We start from the raw sequence: 21,156 nt of genomic DNA on the forward strand, positions 1-21,156 counted from the left end.
GGACGAGATAAGCGGAATCAGCTGAACGTAACGAAACGAAGGGATCGAGGTGCACGTGCCCGACGTCTCCGTGGTCGTCATCGTCTACAACGACGCAGAGCGTCTGCCGACAGCAGTCCGGTCGGTTCTGGACCAGACCCTGCACAGTGTCGAAGTCGTGATCGTCGACGACTGCAGCAAGGACCGCTCGTACGCGGTCGCCCAGGAACTGGAGTCCGCACATCCGGGAAGGGTGCGCGCGTTCCAGCTGCCGGAGAACAGCGGCGGCTGCGGTGCGCCGCGCAACCACGGCATCCAGCAGGCCACCGGAACGTACGTGATGTTCCTCGACAGCGACGACGTGCTGGAGCGCAACGCCTGCCGGAACATGCTGGACGCTGCCGAGCGGACCGGATCCGACCTGGTCGCGGGCATGTGCGTACGCGTGCACCTCGACAACCGGTGGGGCAAGACCACCGAGTGGTACCCCTGGATCTACTCGCGCACCCGCACCCTGGAATCGATCACCGAGTACCCCGACCTGCTGGTCTACGACACCCTCTCCACGAACAAGTGCTACCGGCGCGCGTTCCTGCTGGAGCAGGGCCTGGAGTTCCCGGTCGGCATCCACTACGAGGACCTGCTGTTCTCCGCGCAGGCCTACGTGGCCGCCCGCCGCATCACGCTGATCCCGAACCACGTCTACTTCTGGAACGTGGTCGAGAAGGCCGCGGCCCTGTCGATCAGCAACCGGCGCCACGAGATCGCGAACTTCGTCCACCGGATGGAGATCCACCGCCGCGTCGACGCCCTGCTGGCCGAGAAGGGCCACACGGACATCAAGTCCGCGAAGGACGCCAAGTTCCTCAAGCACGACCTCGTGCTGCACCTGCGCGACCTGCCGCTGCTGAGCGACGAGTACCGCCAGGAGTTCGCCCGCCTCGCCAACGGCTACCTCGCGGGGATCGACCCGGCCGCGTACGAGAACGTCACCTACCTCCAGGCGATCTGCGCGTACCTGCTCGGCAAGGAGGACTGGGACAACCTGCTCCCGGCCGCCGACGCCATGACCAACAAGGGCCGGCTCACCTCTCCGCTCGCCGAGCGCGACGGCCGCGTCTACTGGTGCGCGCAGCACATCGACGGTCCCGACGCCGACGAGGCCCGCCGGATACTGGACGTCACCGAGCAGGCCTTCCACACCACGCCGCTCACCTCCCTGACCCTGGGCAACCGGCTCACCTCCTACGAGGACGACGGCCGCGGCACGGTCACCCTGTCCGGCTCCGTCGTGAACCCGCTGGGCCGGATCCCGGCCGACGCCGACATCAAGGCCACGCTCGAATTCCGGGCCCGGCGGCAGATCGGCGTGCGCTCCTTCAGCTTCCCGGTGGAAACCGTCCGCCACACCGGTGACACGATCGAGTGGACCGGCACCGCCGACGTCGCGAGCACGGTCCGCCCGCTCGGCATCATCGACGCCGTCTGGGACGTGCGCCTCAAGCTGACCGCGGGCGGCGAACGGATCACCACCCGTGTCGCGATCGGCGGGGTGGACCTGGAGTCGGCGGCCCGGCTGCGCGTGCGCCCGCGCCTGACCCGGCTGGTCTCCGACCGCTTCGGGCCCCAGATGACCAAGAAGGGCAACCTCAGCTACGTGCTGAGCGCCGAGGGCGCCGCCGCCGTCCGCACCCAGTCGCTGATCAACAACGCCATACAGGGCAAGGCGGCCGGCGTGGTCAAGCGGGGCCTGCGCAAGGCCCTGCGGGCCCGCCGCAACATCGGCTCCGGCGAGCAGAAGGTCAAGATCTACCACGAGGTCTTCTCGAAGCTGCCGATCAAGAAGGGCACGGTCGTCTTCGAGAGCCACATGGGCAAGCAGTACAGCGACAGCCCCAAGGCCATCTACGAGGAGCTGGTCCGCCAGGGCGCGCCGTTCGAGGCGATCTGGTCGTACGCGGGCGCCAAGCCCACCGGCTTCCCCAAGGAGGCCACCCTGGTCAGGCGCTGGAGCTGGCAGTACCTGCGCGCCCTCGCGCAGGCCGAGTACTGGGTCGACAACCAGGGCTTCCCGCTGGCGCTGGCCAAGCGGCCGGGGACCACGTACATCCAGACCTGGCACGGCTCGGCGCTCAAGCGGATGGGCTTCCACGAGCCCCGGACCAAGGCGCAGGGGCGGGCCGGCCAGGCCCGCTTCCAGGCGGCCGTCGACCGCTTCGACCACTTCCTGATCCGCTCCGAGCACGACACCCGCACCCTCGCCAAGGGCTTCCGGCTGCGTGACGAGGTGCTGCTGCGCACGGGCTACCCGCGCAACGACGCCCTCGTCGAGGCGCACCGGACCGAGGCGAACAGCGGTGAGCGGGTCCGCGGGCCCCTCGCGGGCGACCTCGGCATCGACCCGGACAAGAAGGTGCTGCTGTACGCGCCCACCTTCCGGGCGGGCCCGGACGGCGCGGTGGAGGGCTTCACCTTCCCCTTCGACGTGGAGGAGTTCGCGGACCGGCTCGGCGACCGCTTCACGCTGCTGGTGCGGACCCACTACCTCAACAGCGTCTCGCTGCCGCCCTCCGTCGCGGGCCGGGTCGTCGACGTGTCCCGGCACCACGACATCACCCCGCTGCTGGCCCTCGCCGACGGCCTGATCACCGACTACTCGTCCGTGATGTTCGACTACGCCGTCCTGGACCGGCCGATGCTGTTCTTCGCGTACGACTACGAGAAGTACGCCACCGACATCCGCGGCACGTACTTCGACCTGAAGGAGAAGGCCCCCGGCCCGGTGGTGGTCACGGCGGACGAACTCCTGCAGGCGCTCGCCGCCTTCGAGGAGGCGGACGTGAAGTACGCCCAGGCGCGGCAGCGTTTCCTCGCCGAGTTCGGCGAGTACGACCGCGGGGACGCGGCCCGCCAGATCGTCGAGAAGTTCTTCACCAGGAGCGGCAAGTGAACCAGCAGACCGTCGCTCCGGGCGGCCGTGACATCTTCATCGTCTCCAACAACGTCGACGAGATCGGCGGCGTGACCACCTGGTCGCACCAGATGGCCCGGCAGTTCAGCGACCGCGGCCACCGCGTGCACATCGTCGGCATCGCCCCGGTCGCCGACGACATCCGGCAGAAGCTGCCGCAGGGCCTGCCGTACGAGATGACCACCCTCTACGACGCGCACCCGCCCTCGGCCCGCCGGCTGCGCGGCATCAAGGGCCGGCTGAACGCTCCCGAGCGGCGCCGCCAGGCGGCTCGCCGGGCGCAGATGCGGGTCAAGGCCGAGCAGCTGAGCGAGCTGCTGCGGGCAGCCCGCCCGGGCGGTGTCGTCATCGTCACCCAGGTCTGGGCGATGGAGTGGGTGGCGCTCGCCGACACCAAGGGGCTCACCGTCGTCGGGATGAGCCACGAGTCGTTCGAGGCCAGCCAGAAGTCCACCCGCGGCGAGCGGGTCCGCCGCTTCTACCCGCAGGTCGACCGGCTGCTGGTGCTGACCGCCGAGGACGCGGACCTGTGGATCCGGGCGGGCATGGAGAACGTCGGGAGCATGCCGAACCCGCTGCCCTTCATGCCCGGCTCCCCGGCGCCGCGCACGGAGAAGGTCGTCGCCTGCGTCGGCCGCCTCGCCTTCGAGAAGGGTGTCGACCTGCTGCTCGACACCTGGGCGGACGTGGCTCCGCACCACCCCGACTGGACCCTGCGGATCTACGGGGCGGGCGCGGAGGAGGCGACGCTGAAGGCGTACTGCACCTCGCTGGGCCTGGACGACTCCGTGGAGTGGATGGGAAGCACCGACGACGTGCTGGGCGCCCTGCGCGGTGCCTCGGTCTTCGCCCAGGCCTCCCGGGCCGAAGGCTTCCCGATCACCCTGCTGGAGGCGATGGCGGCGGGCGTGCCCGCGGCCGCCTTCGACTGCGCGCCGGGTGTCAGGGAGATCGTCGAGCACGGCGAGGACGGGCTGCTGGCCCGGCTGGGCAACACGATGGAGCTGGCCGGGCACCTGCGCGAGCTGCTGTCCGACCGCGAGCTGCGCGACCGGCTCGGGGACAACGCCTTCCACGCGGTGCGGCGGTACTCCAGCGCCGAGATCACCGACCGGTGGGAAGAGCTGTTCTCCTTCCTGGAGCGCTGACCGCGCCCGCCGCACCCCGTGGCAGAAGCAGCCAGCCCGCCCCGGGCACTCCCGGGGTGGGCTGTTCCAGCTGTGGCGCATGCGGTCCGTCCGCGGCCGGTCAGGGGCGGTGGACGTCCCGGTGGGCGTCCTTGCGGGCCACCTTGTTGGCCTCCCAGCCCGCCCAGGCGGAGGTGACCATCTCACGGACGTCGTGCCGGGCCTTCCAGCCCAGCTCCCCGGTGATCTTGTCGGCCGATGCCACGACCTTCGCCGGGTCGCCGGGGCGGCGCGGGCAGATCACGGGGTCGATGTCGTGTCCGGTGTTCTTGTTCATGAGGTCGACCATCTCGGCGACGGAGACGCCCTCGCCGCGCCCGATGTTGACGGTGAGGTCCTTGTAGTCACCGGCCGCGGCCCATTCGGCGAGCTTGCGGGCGGCCGCGACATGGGCCTCCGCGAGGTCCTCGACGTGGATGTAGTCGCGGATGCAGGTGCCGTCCGGGGTCGGGTAGTCGTCACCGAAGATCTTGGCGCCCTGGCCTGCGTCGTAGCGCTCGAAGACCATCGGGACCAGGTTGAAGACGCCGGTGTCGGCGAGCTCGGGGGCCGCTGCGCCCGCCACGTTGAAGTAGCGCAGGCAGGCGGTGGAGATGCCGTGCGCCCGGCCGGCGGCGCGCACCAGCCACTCCCCGGCCAGCTTGGTCTCCCCGTAGGGGCTCAGCGGCTTGCACGGCGTGTCCTCGGTGACCAGGTCCACGTCGGGCATGCCGTAGACGGAGGCGGAGGAGGAGAAGAGGAAGTTGCGGATGCCCGCGTCGGCCACGGCCTGGAGCAGGACGGCGAGGCCCTGCACGTTCTCGTGGTAGTAGTACATCGGCTTCTCGACGGACTCGCCGACCTGCTTCTTGCCCGCCAGGTGCACCACGCCGGTGATCTTGTGCTTGCGGATGACCTCTTCGAGGGCCAGCCGGTCGAGGACGGAGCCGACCACCAGCGGGACGCCTTCCGGTACGCGGTCCTCGTCGCCCGTGGACAGGTCGTCGAAGACGACGACCTCCTCCCCCGCGAGCCGCATCGCGCGGACGACGTGCGCGCCGATGTATCCGGCGCCACCGGTGATCAGAAACGTCATGTGTGACTCCTTGGTCCTGTCCGACTTCGGGATGAAGGGCGCGGCGCCGTGCGGGTCTGCGGCCGCGGCCCGGCTACGGGGCCTCAGCCCGCCCCACGGCCCGCCCGGGCCCGGTGGAGCCGGTTGCGTACGAGGTACAGCGCACCCTCGGCGCCGGGCGCGAGGCGCAGCGCCAGGGCGCCGGCCCCCGTCCGGTAGGGCTGCGCCAGCAGCACACCGTACCGGCTGCTGGGCAGCGCCCGACGGCGAAGCAGCCGGCCCCGGGGGCGCAAGGAGGTGAACACCGAGCTCCCGTCGGCACACTGCACGCCCACCCCGACGTTCCACGCCTGCATCCTGCGCAGCCCCTGACGGCGGCCCGTGACGGCCAGGTCGGCGAGGCGGAACGGCAGTACGGCGGTCCAGCCGCCGCCGCTTTCGGGGTGCAGCTCGACCGGCTGCGCGAGGACCGCCTCGCCGCCCGCACGGGGCAGGAACCTCAGCTGCGCGGTGACGGGCCCGGCCTCGGCGAGGCGCCCGTACAGGTCGTGCAGGTGGATCCGGACGGCGGCGCGGCCGGCCGGTTCGGCGTCGACGGTGACCGGCAGCTCGCCGACCGGCAGCACGGGCAGACCCGCGAGCTCGACCGGGAGCTCCTCGCTCCACACCGGAACCCCGGCGGGCCCGGTCGCGTACGGGGGCAGCAGCCGCGGCGGTTCGGCGGCCAGCCGGGTGAGCCGCTCGACGTCGGCGGGCGGGGTCGCGGTGGCGCGCAGCACGGAGACGATCCAGCGGGCGTGGGCCGCGGCGGACTCGATGTCGGCCTCGGGGAAGGTGTCGACGTACTCGCGGGTCAGGGTCCACCAGGCGGCCTGGTACTCGGGGTCGCGGCCCAGCTCGCGCAGGTACATGCGCAGGTCGTACTCCAGGAACTTCATCCGGCAGGCGCTGCCCAGCACCGGGGACGCGTCGGTGAGGATCCCGGCGGCCGTGCGGTGGGCCTCGATGCGGGAGCGCCAGTTCCCGACGTCCTTGCGGTCCAGGGAGATCGACACCTGGGCGGCGCTGCGGCGGACGTGCCAGACGTAGACGAGGTCGCCGGTGACGGCGATCCGGGGGGCCGCGGCGAGCACGCGGGCGGTGAAGACGAAGTCCTCGTAGACGAACCGGCCGTCGGGGAAGCGCAGTCCGTGTTCCTGGAGGAAGGAGCGCTCGTACAGCTTGTTGACGCACAGGGTGTCACGGACGAGTCCGGGCCGGTCCACCGGCCGCTCGATCACCTCGCCCGGGGTGTGCAGTCCGGGCATCCACGGGACGTCGTGGTGCTGGGGCAGCTCGCGCCGTACCGCCGCGCCGACGGTGACCGGGGCCTTGTGCTCCTCGGCGGTGCGCACCAGGGCGTCGGCCGCTCCCGGTGGCAGGACGTCGTCGCTGTCGAGGAAGAGGACGTACCGGCCGGAAGCAGCCGCGATCCCGTCGTTGCGCGGGGTGCCGCACCCGCCGCTGTTCTCCGTCCGGTGGACGACCTTGAGGCGGGGGTGGACGGCGGCCAGCTCGTCCAGCACCCGCGCGGTGCCGTCGGACGAGGCGTCGTTCACCGCGATGACCTCGGTGACGACCGGGCCCTGGGCGAGGGCCGAGGAAACGGCCTCGCCCACGAGCCCGGCGTCGTTGTACGCGATGACCACGACGGAAACCGTGGGGAGGTTGCTGCTGTTCACCCGGAAGATCCTAGGCGACCCACATAAAGGCGCCTTCAAACCTTCCGGGCACACGTCCCTCGGGAGGGGCTCAGAACGGCCGGAACTCGTCGTACTCCTGCTGCGCCGAGTCCCCGCGCTTCGCGTCCCGCTCCTTGCGCCGCTGCGTGGCCGGGCGCGGGGCCTCCATACGGTGGTCCTCGCCGCGGCGGCCCAGCATCTCGGCGCCGGCCATCATGGTCGGCTCCCAGTCGAAGACGACCGCGTTCTCGTCCGAGCCGATGGCCACACCGTCACCGGCGCGGGCGCCGGCCTTCTTGAGCGCGTCCTCGACACCGAGGCGGTTGAGGCGGTCGGCCAGGTAGCCGACGGCCTCGTCGTTGTTGAAGTCGGTCTGGCGGACCCAGCGCTCCGGCTTCTCGCCGCGCACGTTGTAGACGTCCTCGACCTCGTCGTAGGTGACGGTGAAGCCGGAGTCGTCCACGGCCTTCGGGCGGATGACGACACGGGTCGCCTCCTGCTTCGGCTTGCGGGCGCGGGCCTTCGCGATGCCCTCGGCGAGGAAGTAGGAGAGCTCCTTCAGACCCGTACGGGCGACCGCGGAGACCTCGAAGACCTTGTAGCCGCGGGCCTCCAGGTCCGGGCGGACCATGTCGGCGAGCTCCTGGCCGTCCGGGATGTCGACCTTGTTGAGGACGACGAGACGCGGGCGCTTCTCCAGTCCGCCGCCGTAGAGCTTGAGCTCCTCCTCGATGACGTCGAGGTCGGCGATCGGGTCGCGGTCGGACTCCAGCGTGGCGGTGTCCAGGACGTGCACCAGCACCGAGCAGCGCTCGACGTGGCGCAGGAACTCCAGGCCCAGGCCACGGCCCTGGCTGGCGCCGGGGATCAGGCCCGGGACGTCGGCGATCGTGTAGACCGTCGAACCGGCCGTGACGACGCCCAGGTTCGGGACGAGGGTGGTGAAGGGGTAGTCCGCGATCTTCGGCTTGGCCGAGGACAGCACCGAGATCAGCGAGGACTTGCCGGCGCTCGGGAAGCCGACCAGCGCCACGTCGGCGACGGTCTTGAGCTCCAGGACGATGTCGCCGGTGGTGCCGGGGACGCCGAGGAGGGCGAAGCCGGGGGCCTTGCGGCGGGCGGAGGAGAGCGCGGCGTTGCCGAGGCCGCCGCGGCCGCCCTCGGCGGCCACGTAGGTGGTGCCCTGGCCGACGAGGTCGGCGAGGACGTTGCCCTCCTTGTCGAGGACGACGGTGCCGTCCGGCACGGGCAGGATCAGGTCCTGGCCGTCCTTGCCGGAGCGGTTGCCGCCCTCGCCGGGCTTGCCGTTGGTGGCCTTGCGGTGGGGGCTGTGGTGGTAGTCCAGCAGGGTCGTGATCGCCTGCTCCACCACCAGGATGACGTCACCGCCACGGCCGCCGTTGCCGCCGTCGGGGCCGCCCAGCGGCTTGAACTTCTCCCGGTGAACGGAGGCGCAGCCGTGGCCCCCGTTACCCGCGGCGACGTGCAGCTCGACGCGGTCCACGAAGGTGGTCATGGGTGTTCCTCCAGATACATACGGGAATGTCCCGGGCAGTCCGCATTCCTACCACTGCCCATTAAAACGTGGTCTATATGACAACGCGCCGAGGGCGGACCTCTCTTCCCGGCATGCGCCGGGAAGAGCTGAGATCCGCCCTCGGGAAGTTACGAACGCTCGATCAGCCGAAGCTGGATCAGGCGGCCGGAACGATGTTGACGACCTTGCGGCCACGGTGCGTGCCGAACTGGACCGAACCGGCCTGCAGCGCGAACAGCGTGTCGTCGCCACCACGACCGACACCCGAACCCGGGTGGAAGTGGGTGCCGCGCTGGCGGACGAGGATCTCACCAGCGGAAACGACCTGACCGCCGAAGCGCTTCACGCCGAGCCGCTGGGCATTGGAGTCGCGCCCGTTCCGGGTGGACGATGCGCCCTTCTTGTGTGCCATGTCTCAGTCCCTCTTACTTCGCAGCCGCGGGGATACCGGTGACCTTGATCGCCGTGTACTGCTGGCGGTGACCCTGGCGACGGCGGTAGCCGGTCTTGTTCTTGTAGCGCAGGATGTCGATCTTGGCGCCCTTGTGGTGGTCCACAACCTCGGCCGTGACCTTGATGCCGGCCAGGACCCACGGGTCGCTGGTCACGGCTTCGCCGTCGACAACGAGCAGGGTCGAGAGCTCGACCGTGTCGCCAACCTTGGCAGTGGAAATCTTGTCAACCTCAACGATGTCGCCGACAGCAACCTTGTGCTGGCGACCACCGCTGCGCACGATGGCGTACACGCGGATCTCTCTCTCACTCGGGACGGATGCTCCTGAAGCCAGCCGCTCAGGCAAGCCCCGCCGTGAAGGCGGAACCGCACCGATCCGGATTGGACGAGCGGCCTCTCGCGCCCGACGCTTGCGCGTACCGGACGTGAGGAAGGTGCTCAGGAGCGCGGCGCTCTCCAAGACACGCCGACGGTCTAGGTTACGGGGCCGGTTCCGGAGGGTCAAACCGGGCCCGTACGGCCGTGGGCCCCGCCACTCGGCGGGGCCCACGGCCGCTGTGTCACTCAGCGGTGCATCAGGCTTCGGCCGGAGCCGAGACGGACGGGAGCGACTGCTGCTCCGCCGCCGCGGTCTTCTTCGTCGCCCGCTTCGCCGCGGTCTTCTTGGTCGTGGCCGCCTTCTTGGCCACGGTCTTCTTGGCGGCCGCCGCCTTCTTGGCCGGGGCCTTCTTCGCCGCGGTCGCCTTCTTGGCCGGAGCCTTCTTGGCGGCCTTCTTGGCCGGTGCGGCCTCCTCGGCCACCGGTGCGGCCTCCTCGGCCGGCGCGGGGGCCTCGGTCACGGGCGCCTCGACGACCAGCACGGCGGCCTCTGCCGCGCCCGCCGGGGAACCGGCGGGTGCGGTGGCCTTGCGGGTGGCACGGCGGCGCGGGCGGGCCGGGGCGGCCTCCACGACGGGAGCCTCCTCGGCGGGGGCCTCGACCTCGGCGACGACGGCCTCGGGCTCGGGCTCGACGACCGGCTCGGGCTCCGCGACCACGACCGGCTCCGGCTCCGCGACGACGACCGGCTCCGGGGCCACCTCGGCCGCGGGGGCCGGGGCGGTGGCCTTACGGGTCGCGCGGCGACGGGTACGGCCCTTCGGCGCGGCCTCCTCCACCTCGGCGCTCTCGACGCCCGGAGCGGTCTCGACGGCAGGAGCGGTCTCGGCGGCGAACTCCGCAGCCGGCTCCAGCACCGTCTCGGCCGGCTCGGTCACCGGCTCGTCCACGACCACGGGGGCCGGGGCCGGGGCCGGAGCGACCGCACCGCGCGGGGCGCCCGCCGGAGCGGTCGCCTTACGGGTCGCACGGCGCCGGTTGCGGCGACCGCTGATGCCCGCGGCGGCCTCGGCCTCGGCCGGGCTGCTGTAGAGCTCCTCGTCCGCGACGAACTCCGGCTCGGGCAGCGCACGCGGCGCGGCGGCCTCGGCGGCCACCTCCGCCTCGGTCTCGAAGGCCCCGGTGTCGGCGGGCTCGACCGTCTCGACCTCGTGGTCGTGCTGGTCGAACTCGGTGCGGCCACCACGGCGCTTCGAGCGCTTGCCGTTGCCACCGCCGCCGATCGCGGTCGGCTGCTCCATGTGCACGATGACACCGCGGCCGTTGCAGTGGACACAGGTCTCGGAGAAGGACTCCAGCAGACCCTGGCCCACCCGCTTGCGGGTCATCTGGACCAGGCCCAGCGAGGTGACCTCGGCCACCTGGTGCTTCGTACGGTCGCGGCCCAGGCACTCCAGCATGCGCCGCAGGACCAGGTCGCGGTTGGACTCCAGGACCATGTCGATGAAGTCGATGACGACGATGCCGCCCAGGTCGCGCAGCCGCAGCTGGCGCACGATCTCCTCGGCCGCCTCCAGGTTGTTCCTGGTGACGGTCTCTTCGAGGTTGCCGCCCTGACCGGTGAACTTGCCGGTGTTGACGTCGATGACGATCATCGCCTCGGTCTTGTCGATCACAAGCGAGCCGCCCGAGGGCAGCCACACCTTGCGGTCGAGCGCCTTGGCGAGCTGCTCGTCGATCCGGTACGTCGCGAAGACGTCGACCTCGGAGGTCCAGCGCGACAGCCGGTCGGCCAGGTCCGGGGCCACGTGGTTCACGTAGCCGTGGATGGTCTCCCAGGCGCCGTCGCCGCTGACGATGACCTTCGAGAAGTCCTCGTTGAAGATGTCGCGCACGACGCGGACGGTCATGTCCGGCTCGCCGTACAGCAGGCTCGGCGAAGAGGTCGAGATCTGCTTCGACTTCTTCTGGATGTCCTCCCACTGCGCCTGCAGACGCTCGACGTCGCGGCGCAGCTCGTCCTCGCTCGCACCCTCGGCGGCGGTGCGCACGATGACGCCCGCGTCCTCGGGGACGATCTTCTTGAGGATGGTCTTCAGACGCGCGCGCTCGGTGTCGGGCAGCTTGCGGCTGATGCCGGTCATCGAGCCCTCGGGCACGTAGACCAGGTAGCGGCCGGGCAGCGAGACCTGGCTGGTCAGGCGGGCGCCCTTGTGGCCGATCGGGTCCTTGGTGACCTGCACCAGGACCGACTGGCCGGACTTGAGGGCGGACTCGATGCGGCGCGGCCCGTTGGCCATGCCGAGCGCCTCGAAGTTGACCTCGCCGGCGTACAGGACGGCGTTGCGGCCCTTGCCGATGTCGATGAAGGCGGCCTCCATCGACGGCAGCACGTTCTGGACCTTGCCCAGGTAGACGTTGCCGACGTACGACGTGGCCTCTTCCTTGTTGACGTAGTGCTCGACGAGCACGTTGTCCTCAAGGACGCCGATCTGGGTGCGCTCGCCGGACTGGCGGACCACCATGACGCGCTCGACGGCCTCACGGCGGGCCAGGAACTCGGCCTCCGTGATGATCGGGACGCGGCGGCGGCCCTGCTCGCGGCCCTCGCGGCGGCGCTGCTTCTTCGCTTCCAGACGGGTCGAGCCCTTGATGGACTGGACCTCGTCGGAGGACTCGGCCTTCTCCCGCGCGGGGCGCGGCTCGCGGACCTTGACGACGGTACGCACACCGTCCTCGTCACCCGCTTCGGCGGACTCGGCCGGGCCCTCGCCACTGCGACGGCGACGACGGCGACGACGGCGGCTGGAGCTGGAGCCGAGGGCCTCGTCGGCCTCCTCGTCCTCTTCCTCCTCGGCGTCCCGCTCGGCGGTGTCCTGCTCGGGGGCCTCGGCCTCGTCCTCGGCGGACTCGTCGAGATCGGCGGCCTCACCGCGACGGCGGCGACGGCCACCGCGACGACGACGGCGCGACGGGCGCTCGCCCGACTCGTCGCCCTCTTCGAACTCGCCGGACTCCTCCTCCAGCTCGGCGGCCTCGGCCGCCGGCTCCTCCTCCGCGAGCACCTCGGGAAGGGAGACCGGGGCGGACTCGGCGGCCGGAGCGGACTCGGCGGCGCCGCGCCCACGGCGACGGCGACGGCCGGCCGGCTGCGCGACGGGGGCCGTGGTGACCTCGGCCTCGACGAGCTCGGTCTCCTCTTCCTCCTCGACCTCCTCGGCCGGGGCGGCGGCGCGAGCAGCCGCGGCGGCCATGGCAGCCGTCTCGGGGGTCTGGAACATCGGCTCGGCGAAGACCGGGGCCTGGAAGACGGCGACGGCGGGACGCGCGGCGCGGCGGGCACGGGCCGGGGCCGCGGGCTCGACGCTCTCGGCGGGCCGGTCGGCCGGCTGCGGGGCGGCGGCGGCCGGAGCGGCGGAGCGGGTGGCGCGACGGCGGCCACCGCGCTTGGGCGAGTCCACGGCGTCGGCGACGGTCACGGCGCGGGTGGCCTTGGGGGCCTCCTCCGCGACGGGTGCGGGCTCGGCGGCGGGGGCCTCGGCCACGGCGGCGGCTTCGGCGGCCGGAGCCGCGACGGCGCGGGTGGCACGACGACGGGCACGCGGAGCCGGAGCGGCCGGAGCCTCCTCGGCCACCGGCGCGGCCTCGACCACGGGCGCGGGGGCCTCGGCGGCCGGAGCCTCGACGACGGCGGCGGCCTCGGCGGCCGGAGCCGCCACGGCACGGGTGGCACGACGACGGGCACGCGGAGCCGGAGCGGCCGGAGCCTCCTCGACCACGGGCGCGGGGGCCTCGACGGCCGGAGCCTCGACGACGGCGGCGGCCTCGGCGGCCGGAGCCGCCACGGCACGGGTGGCACGACGACGGGCACGCGGAGCCGGAGCAGCCGGAGCCTCCTCGGCCACCGGCGCGGGGGCCTCGGCAGCCGGAACCTCGGCGGCCGGAGCCTCCGGGGCGGCGACGGCGCGGGTGGCGCGACGGCGGGTCCGCGGAGCGGGAGCCGCGGGCTCCTCGGCGACCGGGGCCGGCTCGGCGGACTTGGGCTCGGCCTTGGGCTCGGCGGCCGGGACCTCGACGACGGCCTCGGCGGCCGGGGTCGCCGGAGCGGCGACGGCGCGGGTCGCACGGCGGCGGGGACGGGCAGGGCCGGCGGCCGGAGCGGCCTCTTCGGCGGGGGCGGCCGGGGCGGCCTCGGTCACCGGAGCCGTATCGGCGACGACGCCACCGGGCGGGCCCGCGGGCCGGGAAGCGGCGCGGCGGCGACGGCGCGGCGGCAGGTTGTCGCTGGGGCTGCCACTGTCGGCGCTACCAGCGGAAGTGATGTCGTTTTCGTTGTTGGGCATTGCGGGCGGTTCTCCCGTCACGCTCCCGGGCGCCGCGGCTGACTTCCGGTCCGGCACGGCTCCGCGTAATGAGCGCGGAGCCGGCCTCCGGGGCGCGTTCGCCACACGGGAGCTGTAGTCCATGGCCGCCGGTTCCGTACGTGTTGTCCGTACGGCCTGGCGGAAGTCTTCAGGTCAGTGCGCGGCCCGACCCAGGTGGCTCCCGAGTACCAGGGCTGCGCGACGACGGCGTTCCTTACGCGGCGGGACCTTCCGGCGCCTTCGCGTCGGCCGGTACGGCGGCCGTGGGTGGGGCGGCCGTGTCGGCCTCGCGGTCGGGCGCGAGCGGGTCGGTCACCGTGCCGGACTCCTCGTCGAAGAGCCCCTGCGCCAGCCTGGTCACCGCTGAGGGGACCGGCGGCGCCAGGTCGGCCACAGCTCGGAGACCGGACAGGACGTCGTCGGGTCGCACGGCAGGTGTCAGATGCCGAACAACCAGCCGCAGTATCGCACAGGCATTGTCCAGCGGCCTATCAGCCGGGGCGGGAAGCGCTTCCAGACTCACGACCGCGCCACGCGTGTCGAAGGTCCGCATTCCGTTCTTGGTCCGACGCTGCACCTCCACGGTCTCGGCGGCGAGGAAGGCCGTCACGGCCCGCTCGGCCTCGGCGAGCTCCACGCCGTCCAGGCGCAGCTCCCACACGGAGGCGGTCAGCCGGTCGGCGAGACCCGAGGTACGGGCCTCGACGGCGTCGATGATGTCGAGTCCGGTGGGCATCGACTCGTCGAGCAGCTCACGGAGCTTCTCGGGGGCGCGGGGCTCGGCGAGGGCGATCTCCAGGTACTCGGCCTCGCTGCCGGTGCCGGTCGGAGCGGCGTTCGCGTACGAGACGCGCGGGTGCGGGGTGAAGCCGGCCGAGTACGCCATCGGCACCTCGGCGCGGCGCAGGGCCCGCTCGAAGGCTCGCTGGAAGTCGCGGTGGCTGGTGAACCGGAGGCGGCCGCGCTTGGTGTAGCGCAGTCGGATGCGCTGCACCACCGGTGCGGGAGGCGGGCCTTCGGGCTGTCGCTTGCCCAGTGGTTCTTCTCCTTGTGCGGGGCTCCGCGGCTCGCGCGTCGCCCTGAGGTCTGTCGACCCGCTCCGGCTCACCCCCGCCGTCGGGGCAGGGAGATCTCGTCAGCGGGTGCCGCGTCGGCGGCTGTCGTACTACCCAGAGTACGCGCCCGTGACCTCGCCGGTTCCACGGGAGGAGCACCGAAGAGCGCGCGGCGTACGGTGGCGCGCGCCTCGCGGACCGCGGCGCGACCGGTCCGCCAGACCTCCCGCACGGCGTGCCCGACGGGGGTGAGCACGTGCCGGTACACCCGGGAGGCGGGCCATCCGACCAGCACCCAGCCGACCCGCTTGAGCCCCCGCCACAGGGCGCCGACGATCTGCCCGGCCACGTGCCAGGCCCATGCGAGGACCTTCCCGAGCGGGGCCAGGACGTACCGGTACAGGCCGGCGGCCAGCCATACGACGGCGAGCCCGACGGGCCGCAGCAGGTACCGGTAGCCGGCGACCACCAGCCATACGAGGCCCAGCCCGACGGGCCGCAGCAGGTACCGGAACACCGCGACCGCCAGCCATACGAGACCGAGCCCGACGGGCCGCAGCACGTACTGGTGGAACACCCCGGCCAGCCACACGATCCCGCGGCCGACGGGCGCGAGCGCGTAGCGCCACAGCCCGACCCACGGCCACACGAACAGCGTCATGCCGAGGGCCCATCCGATCCAGCCGACGCCCTTGGCGAGGGGCGCGAGCAGGTAGCGCATGCCGCCCCGGCCCACCCAGGCCATGGCCGCCCCGAGCGGACGCAGGAGGTGGGCGGTCAGGAACCGCCCGGCCGGCGCCAGCACCTGGTCGTACAGGCTCCGCCCCACCCGTGCCAGCCCCTGGCCGACCGGAACGATCACGTACCGCCACAGTCCGACCCACGGCCAGACGAAGACCAGCTTGAGCAGGACTGTCAGCAGCCAGCCCAACGCCCGGAACAGCGGCTCCAGGACATGGACGTACAGCGGCCGCAGGACGTGCCGGTGCACGGCCCGGCCCCCGGCGACCAGCAGTTCCCAGACCACTCGTACGGGCAGTACGACGAGTACGGCGACGATCTTCACGGGGATCCTGATGACGCCCACCAGGCACCCGTCGCCACCGCCGGCCGGAGGCCGCTTGTCCGTTTCCATGCGGGTGGGGACGCCGAAGAGGCCCCCACCCGTTGCGGGCGGGGGCCTCTCGTGACCCAAGGGTTACTTCACGACGGACAGCGGCAGCAGCTTCTTGCCGGTGGGGCCGATCTGGATCTCGGTCTGCATCTGAGGACACACGCCCACACGCCCACATCCAGCGACGCGACCATGTCGTTGGGCAGACCATGAAGAAAGCCTCGGGAAACCGGCAGAAACCCCACACGACAGACTCCCAGTGGCGCAAGACCGATCTGACCCTGCTGGAGGAGCTCATATCGGCGGAGGCACGCCTGCCTGCCGACGCGCCACGGGCACTTCTCTCCGTGAGGCTCTCCACACTCACCACCGAGACCACCTCCCCCGTCCGGCAAGAACTCGACCTACGCCGTCTTGCCCAGGAGCGGGGATACCGTGTCGTCGGTGTCGCAAGCGATCTGAACGTCTCCGCAACCCGGGTTCCGCCCTGGCGACGCAGAGAGCTCGGGCAGTGGTTGAACGACCGGGTACCGGAGTTCGACGTGCTGCTCTTCTGGAAGCTGGACCGCCTGGTCCGCCGGCTCACCGATCTCAGCACCATGATCGAGTGGTGTCTCCGGCACGAAAAGAACCTGGTCTCCAAACACGACGCCATCGACCTGTCCAGTCCTGCCGGAAAGGCAATGACAGAGATCATCGGTGGCATTGCCGAAATCGAGGCAACAGCCATCAGTACTCGTGTGACCAGCCTCTGGGACTATGCGAGGACGCAGTCAGATTGGCTCGTCGGCAAACCGCCCTACGGCTACACGATTGACGATCGCGGCAGGCTGGTCATCGATCAGCAGGAGCAGCGCGTGCTGCGCTGGTGTCTGGGCGCCGCATTGCGCGGGGTCTCCGCTCGGCGGATGACCACCGTCCTCATCCGGGCACGGGTCCCTACCGGTGGAGGTGGTCAGTGGAGCGCAAGCACCCTGCTGCGAAGACTGCGCAATCCGGCACTCATGGGCTTCCGAGTCAGCGAATACAAGAACGGTGGCGCGAGGCGCTCGGAGACCGTCCTGGGCCTGGACGGCAATCCGATCAGGGTGGCCGATCCCATCGTCACGGAAGCGGAGTGGCTATCCCTCCAAGCGGCGCTGAGTGAACGGGCGAAAGCGCAGCCGACCAGACGCAAGGGCGGAGCGACGGAGTTCCTGGGGATTCTGGTGTGTTCGGACTGCGGCACGCACATGACAGCGCACAGGAGCAAGGGGAAGGTCCGCACATACGAGTACCTGCGGTGCCGTAGGTGTCCCAGCGGTGGTTTGGGGGCTCCAGATCCGGAATCCGTCTACAACCGACTGACCCACGAGGTCATGAGCGCGTTGGGCTCGGAGCCGGTCAAGGTCAGGGAGTACGCACCGGGCACGGACGGCCGCGATCGGCGGAGGACAGTCGAGAACGGCATCGCCCACTACATGACCGGTCTGGAGCCCGGCGGGCGATACGCCCGGACCCCCTTCACGCGTCAGCAGGCGGAGCAATCGCTGGAAGGGCTGATCACCGAACTGGAGAGGCTGGACCCGCAGACTGCGCAGGACCGCTGGCTGCAGACATCCAGCGGCGGTACCTTCCGCGAGCGCTGGGTCCAGGAAGACAGAGAAACCATGGCCAGCGACTTGCGGCGAGCGGGGATCACCTGCTCGGTCAGTAGGCGCAAGGTCCCCGGCGTCCGGGCGCCGGAGGTAGACCTGAAGTTGATCGTTCCCGCAGATGCGAGGGAACGGCTGGTCATCAAGAGGGACGCCTTCACCAGCGGATCCTGATGAGACGCTGTCGGCCCTGTCGAGGACAGGGCCGACAGGCTCGTGCCTACTTGTTGACGACCGACAGCGGCAGCAGCTTCTTGCCGGTGGGGCCGATCTGGATGTGGGTGTCGAGCTGAGGACACACGCCACAGTCGAAGCACGGGGTCCAGCGGCAGTCGTCGACCTCGGTCTCGTCGAGGGCGTCCTGCCAGTCCTCCCAGAGCCAGTCCTTGTCGAGACCGGAGTCCAGGTGGTCCCAGGGCAGGACCTCCTCGTAGGTCCGCTCGCGGGTCGTGTACCAGGCGACGTCCACGCCGTAGGCGGGCAGGGTCTTCTCTGCGGCCTCCATCCAGCGGTCGTAGCTGAAGTGCTCGCGCCAGCCGTCGAAACGGCCGCCCGACTCGTACACGGCGCGGATGACGTCGCCGATGCGGCGGTCACCGCGGGAGAGCAGGCCCTCGACGATGCCCGGCTTGCCGTCGTGGTAGCGGAAGCCGATGGAGCGTCCGTACTTCTTGTCGCCGCGGATCTTGTCGCGGAGCTTGCCCAGGCGGGCGTCCGTCTCCTCGGCCGAGAGCTGCGGCGCCCACTGGAACGGGGTGTGCGGCTTGGGCACGAACCCGCCGATGGACACCGTGCAGCGGATGTCGTTCTGGCCGGAGACCTCGCGCCCCTTGGCGATGACGTTGACCGCCATGTCGCCGATCTGGAGCACGTCCTCGTCGGTCTCGGTGGGCAGGCCGCACATGAAGTACAGCTTGACCTGGCGCCAGCCGTTGCCGTACGCGGTGGCGACGGTCCGGATCAGGTCCTCTTCCGAGACCATCTTGTTGATGACCTTGCGCATGCGCTCGGAGCCGCCCTCGGGAGCGAAGGTCAGGCCCGAGCGGCGACCGTTGCGGGTCAGCTCGTTGGCGAGGTCCACGTTGAACGCGTCCACGCGGGTCGACGGCAGGGACAGGCCCACCTTGTCGTCCGTGTAGCGGTCGGCGAGGCCCTTGGCGATGTCGGCGATCTCCGTGTGGTCCGCGGAGGACAGGGACAGGAGACCGACCTCCTCGAAGCCGGTGGCCTTCAGGCCCTTCTCCACCATTTCGCCGATGCCGGTGATGCTTCGCTCCCGCACGGGGCGCGTGATCATGCCGGCCTGGCAGAAACGGCAGCCGCGGGTGCAGCCGCGGAAGATCTCCACGGACATGCGCTCGTGGACGGTCTCGGCGAGCGGGACCAGGGGCTGCTTGGGGTAGGGCCACTCGTCGAGGTCCATGACGGTGTGCTTGGACACGCGCCACGGCACGCCGGAGCGGTTGGGCACGACGCGGCCGATGCGGCCGTCCGGCAGGTACTCGACGTCGTAGAAGCCGGGGACGTAGACGTTGCCGGTCTTGGCGAGACGCAGGAGAACCTCTTCGCGCCCGCCCGGCCGGCCCTCCGCCTTCCAGGTGCGGATGATCTCGGTCATGTCGAGGACGGCCTGCTCGCCGTCGCCGATGACCGCGCAGTCGATGAACTCCGCGATCGGCTCGGGGTTGAAGGCCGCGTGGCCGCCCGCGAGGACGATCGGGTGGTCGACGGTACGGTTGCGGGCCTCCAGCGGGATCCCGGCGAGGTCCAGGGCCGTGAGCATGTTCGTGTAGCCCAGCTCCGTGGAGAAGGACAGGCCGAACACGTCGAAGGCGGACACCGGGCGGTGGCTGTCCACGGTGAACTGCGGCACCTTGTGCTCGCGCATCAGTTCTTCGAGGTCGGGCCACACGCTGTAGGTGCGCTCGGCGAGGACGCCCTCGCGCTCGTTGAGCACCTCGTACAGGATCATGACGCCCTGGTTGGGCAGCCCGACTTCGTACGCGTCCGGGTACATGAGCGCCCAGCGGACGTCGCAGCTCTCCCACTCCTTGACCGTGGAGTTGAGTTCACCGCCGACGTACTGGATGGGCTTCTGCACATGCGGAAGCAGGGCCTCAAGCTGAGGGAAGACCGACTCGGTCATCACGCGACTTTCGTGAAGCGGGCAGGGGGCAGCTCTCAAGCGTACCCCGCGGCTCGGCCGCCCCCACCCACATGATCATTCCAGCGGGGCCCGCAGCGCGGGGTCGGACGCCTCCGCCCAGACGGCGGGAAGTTCGCGTTCGCGCCGCTCGGCCAGGGCCTCTTCGCGCGCGTAGAGAACGCCCCAGGTGAAGGCGGACTCGCCCGCGGCCGTCGCCTGGACGGCGAGGCCGCGCAGGGCCTCGCGGGCCACCACGCTGTCCTGGTGGTCGCCGAGCAGGTTCTGCACCGACTTTCCGGCCTTGGCCAGGTGCTTCGCCGGTTTGCCGAGGACGGGCTCGGCGGATTCGGCCGCGTACCGGAAGCGTTTGGCCGCCTTGCGGGCGTCGTGCAGCGCCAGGTCCCGCTCGTGGCCCTCGTCGAGGGAGAGCGCGGAGCGGACCCGGCCGGCGAGGCGTTCGTAGTCGTGGAGCACCGCCTTCGGCAGGACCTTCTCCGGGGGGTGGCCGGCCGCCTTCTTCAGCGGCGGGGTGTCCAGTACGGCGTCGAGGGAGTCCAGCAGCGCCACGTAGCGCGCGCTGTCGAGGACGGCGAGGGCCCGGCGGCGCGATCCGGAGCGGCGGGCGGTGTTCCACACGCGCAGCCTGCTGCGGACCGGGCCGGTCAGGAGGGTGCGGGGCAGTTCGCCGAGGTGGCTCTGGATCCGCTCCAGCAGGACCTCCTGGTCGCGGTCGACGCCGAGCTCGCCGGCGAGCCAGCGCAGCTCCTCGCCGATCGGGTCGGTGGCCGTCCGGTCGATCACCTTGCGGTACGTCTTGAAGGCGCTGCGGATCCGGCGGCTCGCGACGCGCATCTGGTGGACGGAGTCCGGCAGGGCGCGCCGCACGGCGGGGTCCTGGGCGACGAGAGCGTCGCGCTGTTCGCGCAGGTACGCGAGCACGTGTGCGCCCGTCGTTCCTTCGGGGCCGCCGCCTTCGGGCCGGGCCGGGGGCTCGGCGTCGGTCTCGGCGAGGGCCCGGGCGAGCTTCGAGGGGGCGTCGGAGACCCGGAGCCCGGCCTTGCGGAAGGTCTTCTCGACGGCGTCGAGCAGTTCGGGGTCGACGCCGTCGGCGAGTTCCACCTCGACCTCGGTCCAGGCGGCGGTGGTGTCGCCGCGCTCGGCGAGGACCTCGTCGGTGCTGAGTTCCGCGAGCAGGGCTCCGGTGGCGTCGAGCAGGTGGCTGACGCGGCGCGAGGAGACGAGTCGGACCTGCGGCCGGAGTCCGGCGCCGCGGACGCGGGAGCGGACGAGGGCGGCGAGCGGGGGCGGGACCGTGTCGCTGAGCGCGGCCCCGATCTCGTCGCGTACTCCCGGGGAGACGGGCAGTTTGAGGTGCCAGCCCTCGTCCGCGCCGCCCGTTCTGCGCCGCAGGGTGAGACCGTCGGCGGCGAGCCGCTGGTCGGGGGTGTCGTAGTAGACGGCGTCGAGGTCGACGGTGCCCTGGTCGGAGACGGCCGCGATGGCGGCCGTTCCCGTCAGGTCCGGCACTCCTCGCCGGGCAGCTTTGGCCTTGGAGAACTCGAATTTCCGCTCGATTTCACGCTTTGTGTCCGCCATAGACCGAACTTAGTCCTGAACGGATC

The 21,156-nt window shown here is 71.3% G+C and carries 13 protein-coding genes; 3 read left to right on the top strand and 10 right to left on the bottom strand.

Going from position 1 to position 21,156, the window contains the following annotated elements; translation table 11 throughout:
• Positions 1-49 precede the first annotated feature (49 nt).
• Together DEJ51_RS10855 and DEJ51_RS10860 are read left to right on the top strand one after the other, a co-directional pair.
• A complete protein-coding gene (locus DEJ51_RS10855) occupies positions 50-2,929 on the top strand; it encodes a bifunctional glycosyltransferase family 2 protein/CDP-glycerol:glycerophosphate glycerophosphotransferase (protein ID WP_150257410.1) in 2,880 nt (959 codons plus the stop codon).
• Positions 2,926-4,098 carry a glycosyltransferase gene (locus tag DEJ51_RS10860; protein WP_150257411.1) on the top strand — a complete coding sequence of 391 codons (1,173 nt, stop codon included), beginning with the start codon at positions 2,926-2,928 and terminating at the stop codon, positions 4,096-4,098. Before DEJ51_RS10855 ends, DEJ51_RS10860 begins: the two co-directional genes overlap by 4 nt.
• A 100-nt stretch (positions 4,099-4,198) precedes the next feature.
• Here DEJ51_RS10860 and galE read toward each other — a convergent pair whose 3' ends face one another.
• The 8 genes from galE to DEJ51_RS10900 form a co-directional block, all read right to left on the bottom strand.
• Positions 4,199-5,212, bottom strand: coding sequence for a UDP-glucose 4-epimerase GalE (gene galE, locus DEJ51_RS10865; RefSeq protein WP_150257412.1), 1,014 nt, complete (start codon positions 5,210-5,212; stop codon positions 4,199-4,201).
• A gap of 83 nt (positions 5,213-5,295) precedes the next feature.
• A complete protein-coding gene (locus DEJ51_RS10870) occupies positions 5,296-6,912 on the bottom strand; it encodes a glycosyltransferase family 2 protein (protein WP_150257413.1) in 1,617 nt (538 codons plus the stop codon).
• 70 nt (positions 6,913-6,982) lie between these two features.
• Positions 6,983-8,428 (bottom strand): GTPase ObgE, encoded by a 1,446-nt coding sequence (obgE, locus tag DEJ51_RS10875; RefSeq protein WP_150257414.1) that lies wholly within the window; start codon positions 8,426-8,428, stop codon positions 6,983-6,985.
• Between the two features lie 178 nt (positions 8,429-8,606).
• Positions 8,607-8,861: a 50S ribosomal protein L27 gene (gene rpmA / locus DEJ51_RS10880; protein ID WP_030840805.1), complete on the bottom strand. Its 255-nt coding sequence runs from the start codon at positions 8,859-8,861 to the stop codon at positions 8,607-8,609.
• 13 nt (positions 8,862-8,874) lie between these two features.
• Complete coding sequence (rplU, locus tag DEJ51_RS10885; protein WP_030013082.1) at positions 8,875-9,195, bottom strand: 50S ribosomal protein L21; 321 nt, start codon at positions 9,193-9,195, stop codon at positions 8,875-8,877.
• Positions 9,196-9,478: 283 nt separating this feature from the next.
• Positions 9,479-13,564: a ribonuclease E/G gene (locus tag DEJ51_RS10890; RefSeq protein WP_150257415.1), complete on the bottom strand. Its 4,086-nt coding sequence runs from the start codon at positions 13,562-13,564 to the stop codon at positions 9,479-9,481.
• A 235-nt stretch (positions 13,565-13,799) separates the two neighbouring features.
• A complete protein-coding gene (locus DEJ51_RS10895) occupies positions 13,800-14,579 on the bottom strand; it encodes a TIGR03936 family radical SAM-associated protein (RefSeq protein ID WP_150257416.1) in 780 nt (259 codons plus the stop codon).
• A gap of 110 nt (positions 14,580-14,689) precedes the next feature.
• Positions 14,690-15,775, bottom strand: coding sequence for a hypothetical protein (locus DEJ51_RS10900; RefSeq protein ID WP_150257417.1), 1,086 nt, complete (start codon positions 15,773-15,775; stop codon positions 14,690-14,692).
• 188 nt (positions 15,776-15,963) lie between these two features.
• Here DEJ51_RS10900 and DEJ51_RS10905 point away from each other — a divergent pair, with 188 nt between their 5' ends.
• The gene (locus tag DEJ51_RS10905) at positions 15,964-17,562 is read left to right on the top strand and encodes a recombinase family protein (protein WP_150257418.1); all 1,599 of its coding nucleotides are present in this window, start codon (positions 15,964-15,966) and stop codon (positions 17,560-17,562) included.
• A gap of 46 nt (positions 17,563-17,608) precedes the next feature.
• Here the strand turns inward: DEJ51_RS10905 and DEJ51_RS10910 are convergent, their stop codons facing one another.
• Both DEJ51_RS10910 and DEJ51_RS10915 read right to left on the bottom strand, forming a co-directional pair.
• Positions 17,609-19,537, bottom strand: a complete 1,929-nt coding sequence (locus DEJ51_RS10910; RefSeq protein WP_190620312.1) for a TIGR03960 family B12-binding radical SAM protein — start codon at positions 19,535-19,537, stop codon at positions 17,609-17,611.
• A 72-nt stretch (positions 19,538-19,609) separates the two neighbouring features.
• Positions 19,610-21,130, bottom strand: a complete 1,521-nt coding sequence (locus DEJ51_RS10915; protein ID WP_150257420.1) for a CYTH and CHAD domain-containing protein — start codon at positions 21,128-21,130, stop codon at positions 19,610-19,612.
• Between the last annotated feature and the right edge of the window lie 26 nt (positions 21,131-21,156).

It is taken from the genome of Streptomyces venezuelae (genome assembly GCF_008642275.1).
In the GTDB taxonomy this organism is placed as follows: domain Bacteria; phylum Actinomycetota; class Actinomycetes; order Streptomycetales; family Streptomycetaceae; genus Streptomyces; species Streptomyces venezuelae_E.

What these genes read in the sequence shown, in the direction of transcription:
- galE (WP_150257412.1), bottom strand. Translation starts at nt 5,212, where the DNA reads ATGACGTTTCTGATCACCGGTGGCGCCGGATACATCGGCGCGCACGTC.
- obgE (WP_150257414.1), bottom strand. Translation starts at nt 8,428, where the DNA reads ATGACCACCTTCGTGGACCGCGTCGAGCTGCACGTCGCCGCGGGTAAC.
- rpmA (WP_030840805.1), bottom strand. Translation starts at nt 8,861, where the DNA reads ATGGCACACAAGAAGGGCGCATCGTCCACCCGGAACGGGCGCGACTCC.
- DEJ51_RS10890 (WP_150257415.1), bottom strand. Translation starts at nt 13,564, where the DNA reads ATGCCCAACAACGAAAACGACATCACTTCCGCTGGTAGCGCCGACAGT.
- DEJ51_RS10900 (WP_150257417.1), bottom strand. Translation starts at nt 15,775, where the DNA reads ATGGAAACGGACAAGCGGCCTCCGGCCGGCGGTGGCGACGGGTGCCTG.
- DEJ51_RS10905 (WP_150257418.1), top strand. Translation starts at nt 15,964, where the DNA reads ATGAAGAAAGCCTCGGGAAACCGGCAGAAACCCCACACGACAGACTCC.
- DEJ51_RS10915 (WP_150257420.1), bottom strand. Translation starts at nt 21,130, where the DNA reads ATGGCGGACACAAAGCGTGAAATCGAGCGGAAATTCGAGTTCTCCAAG.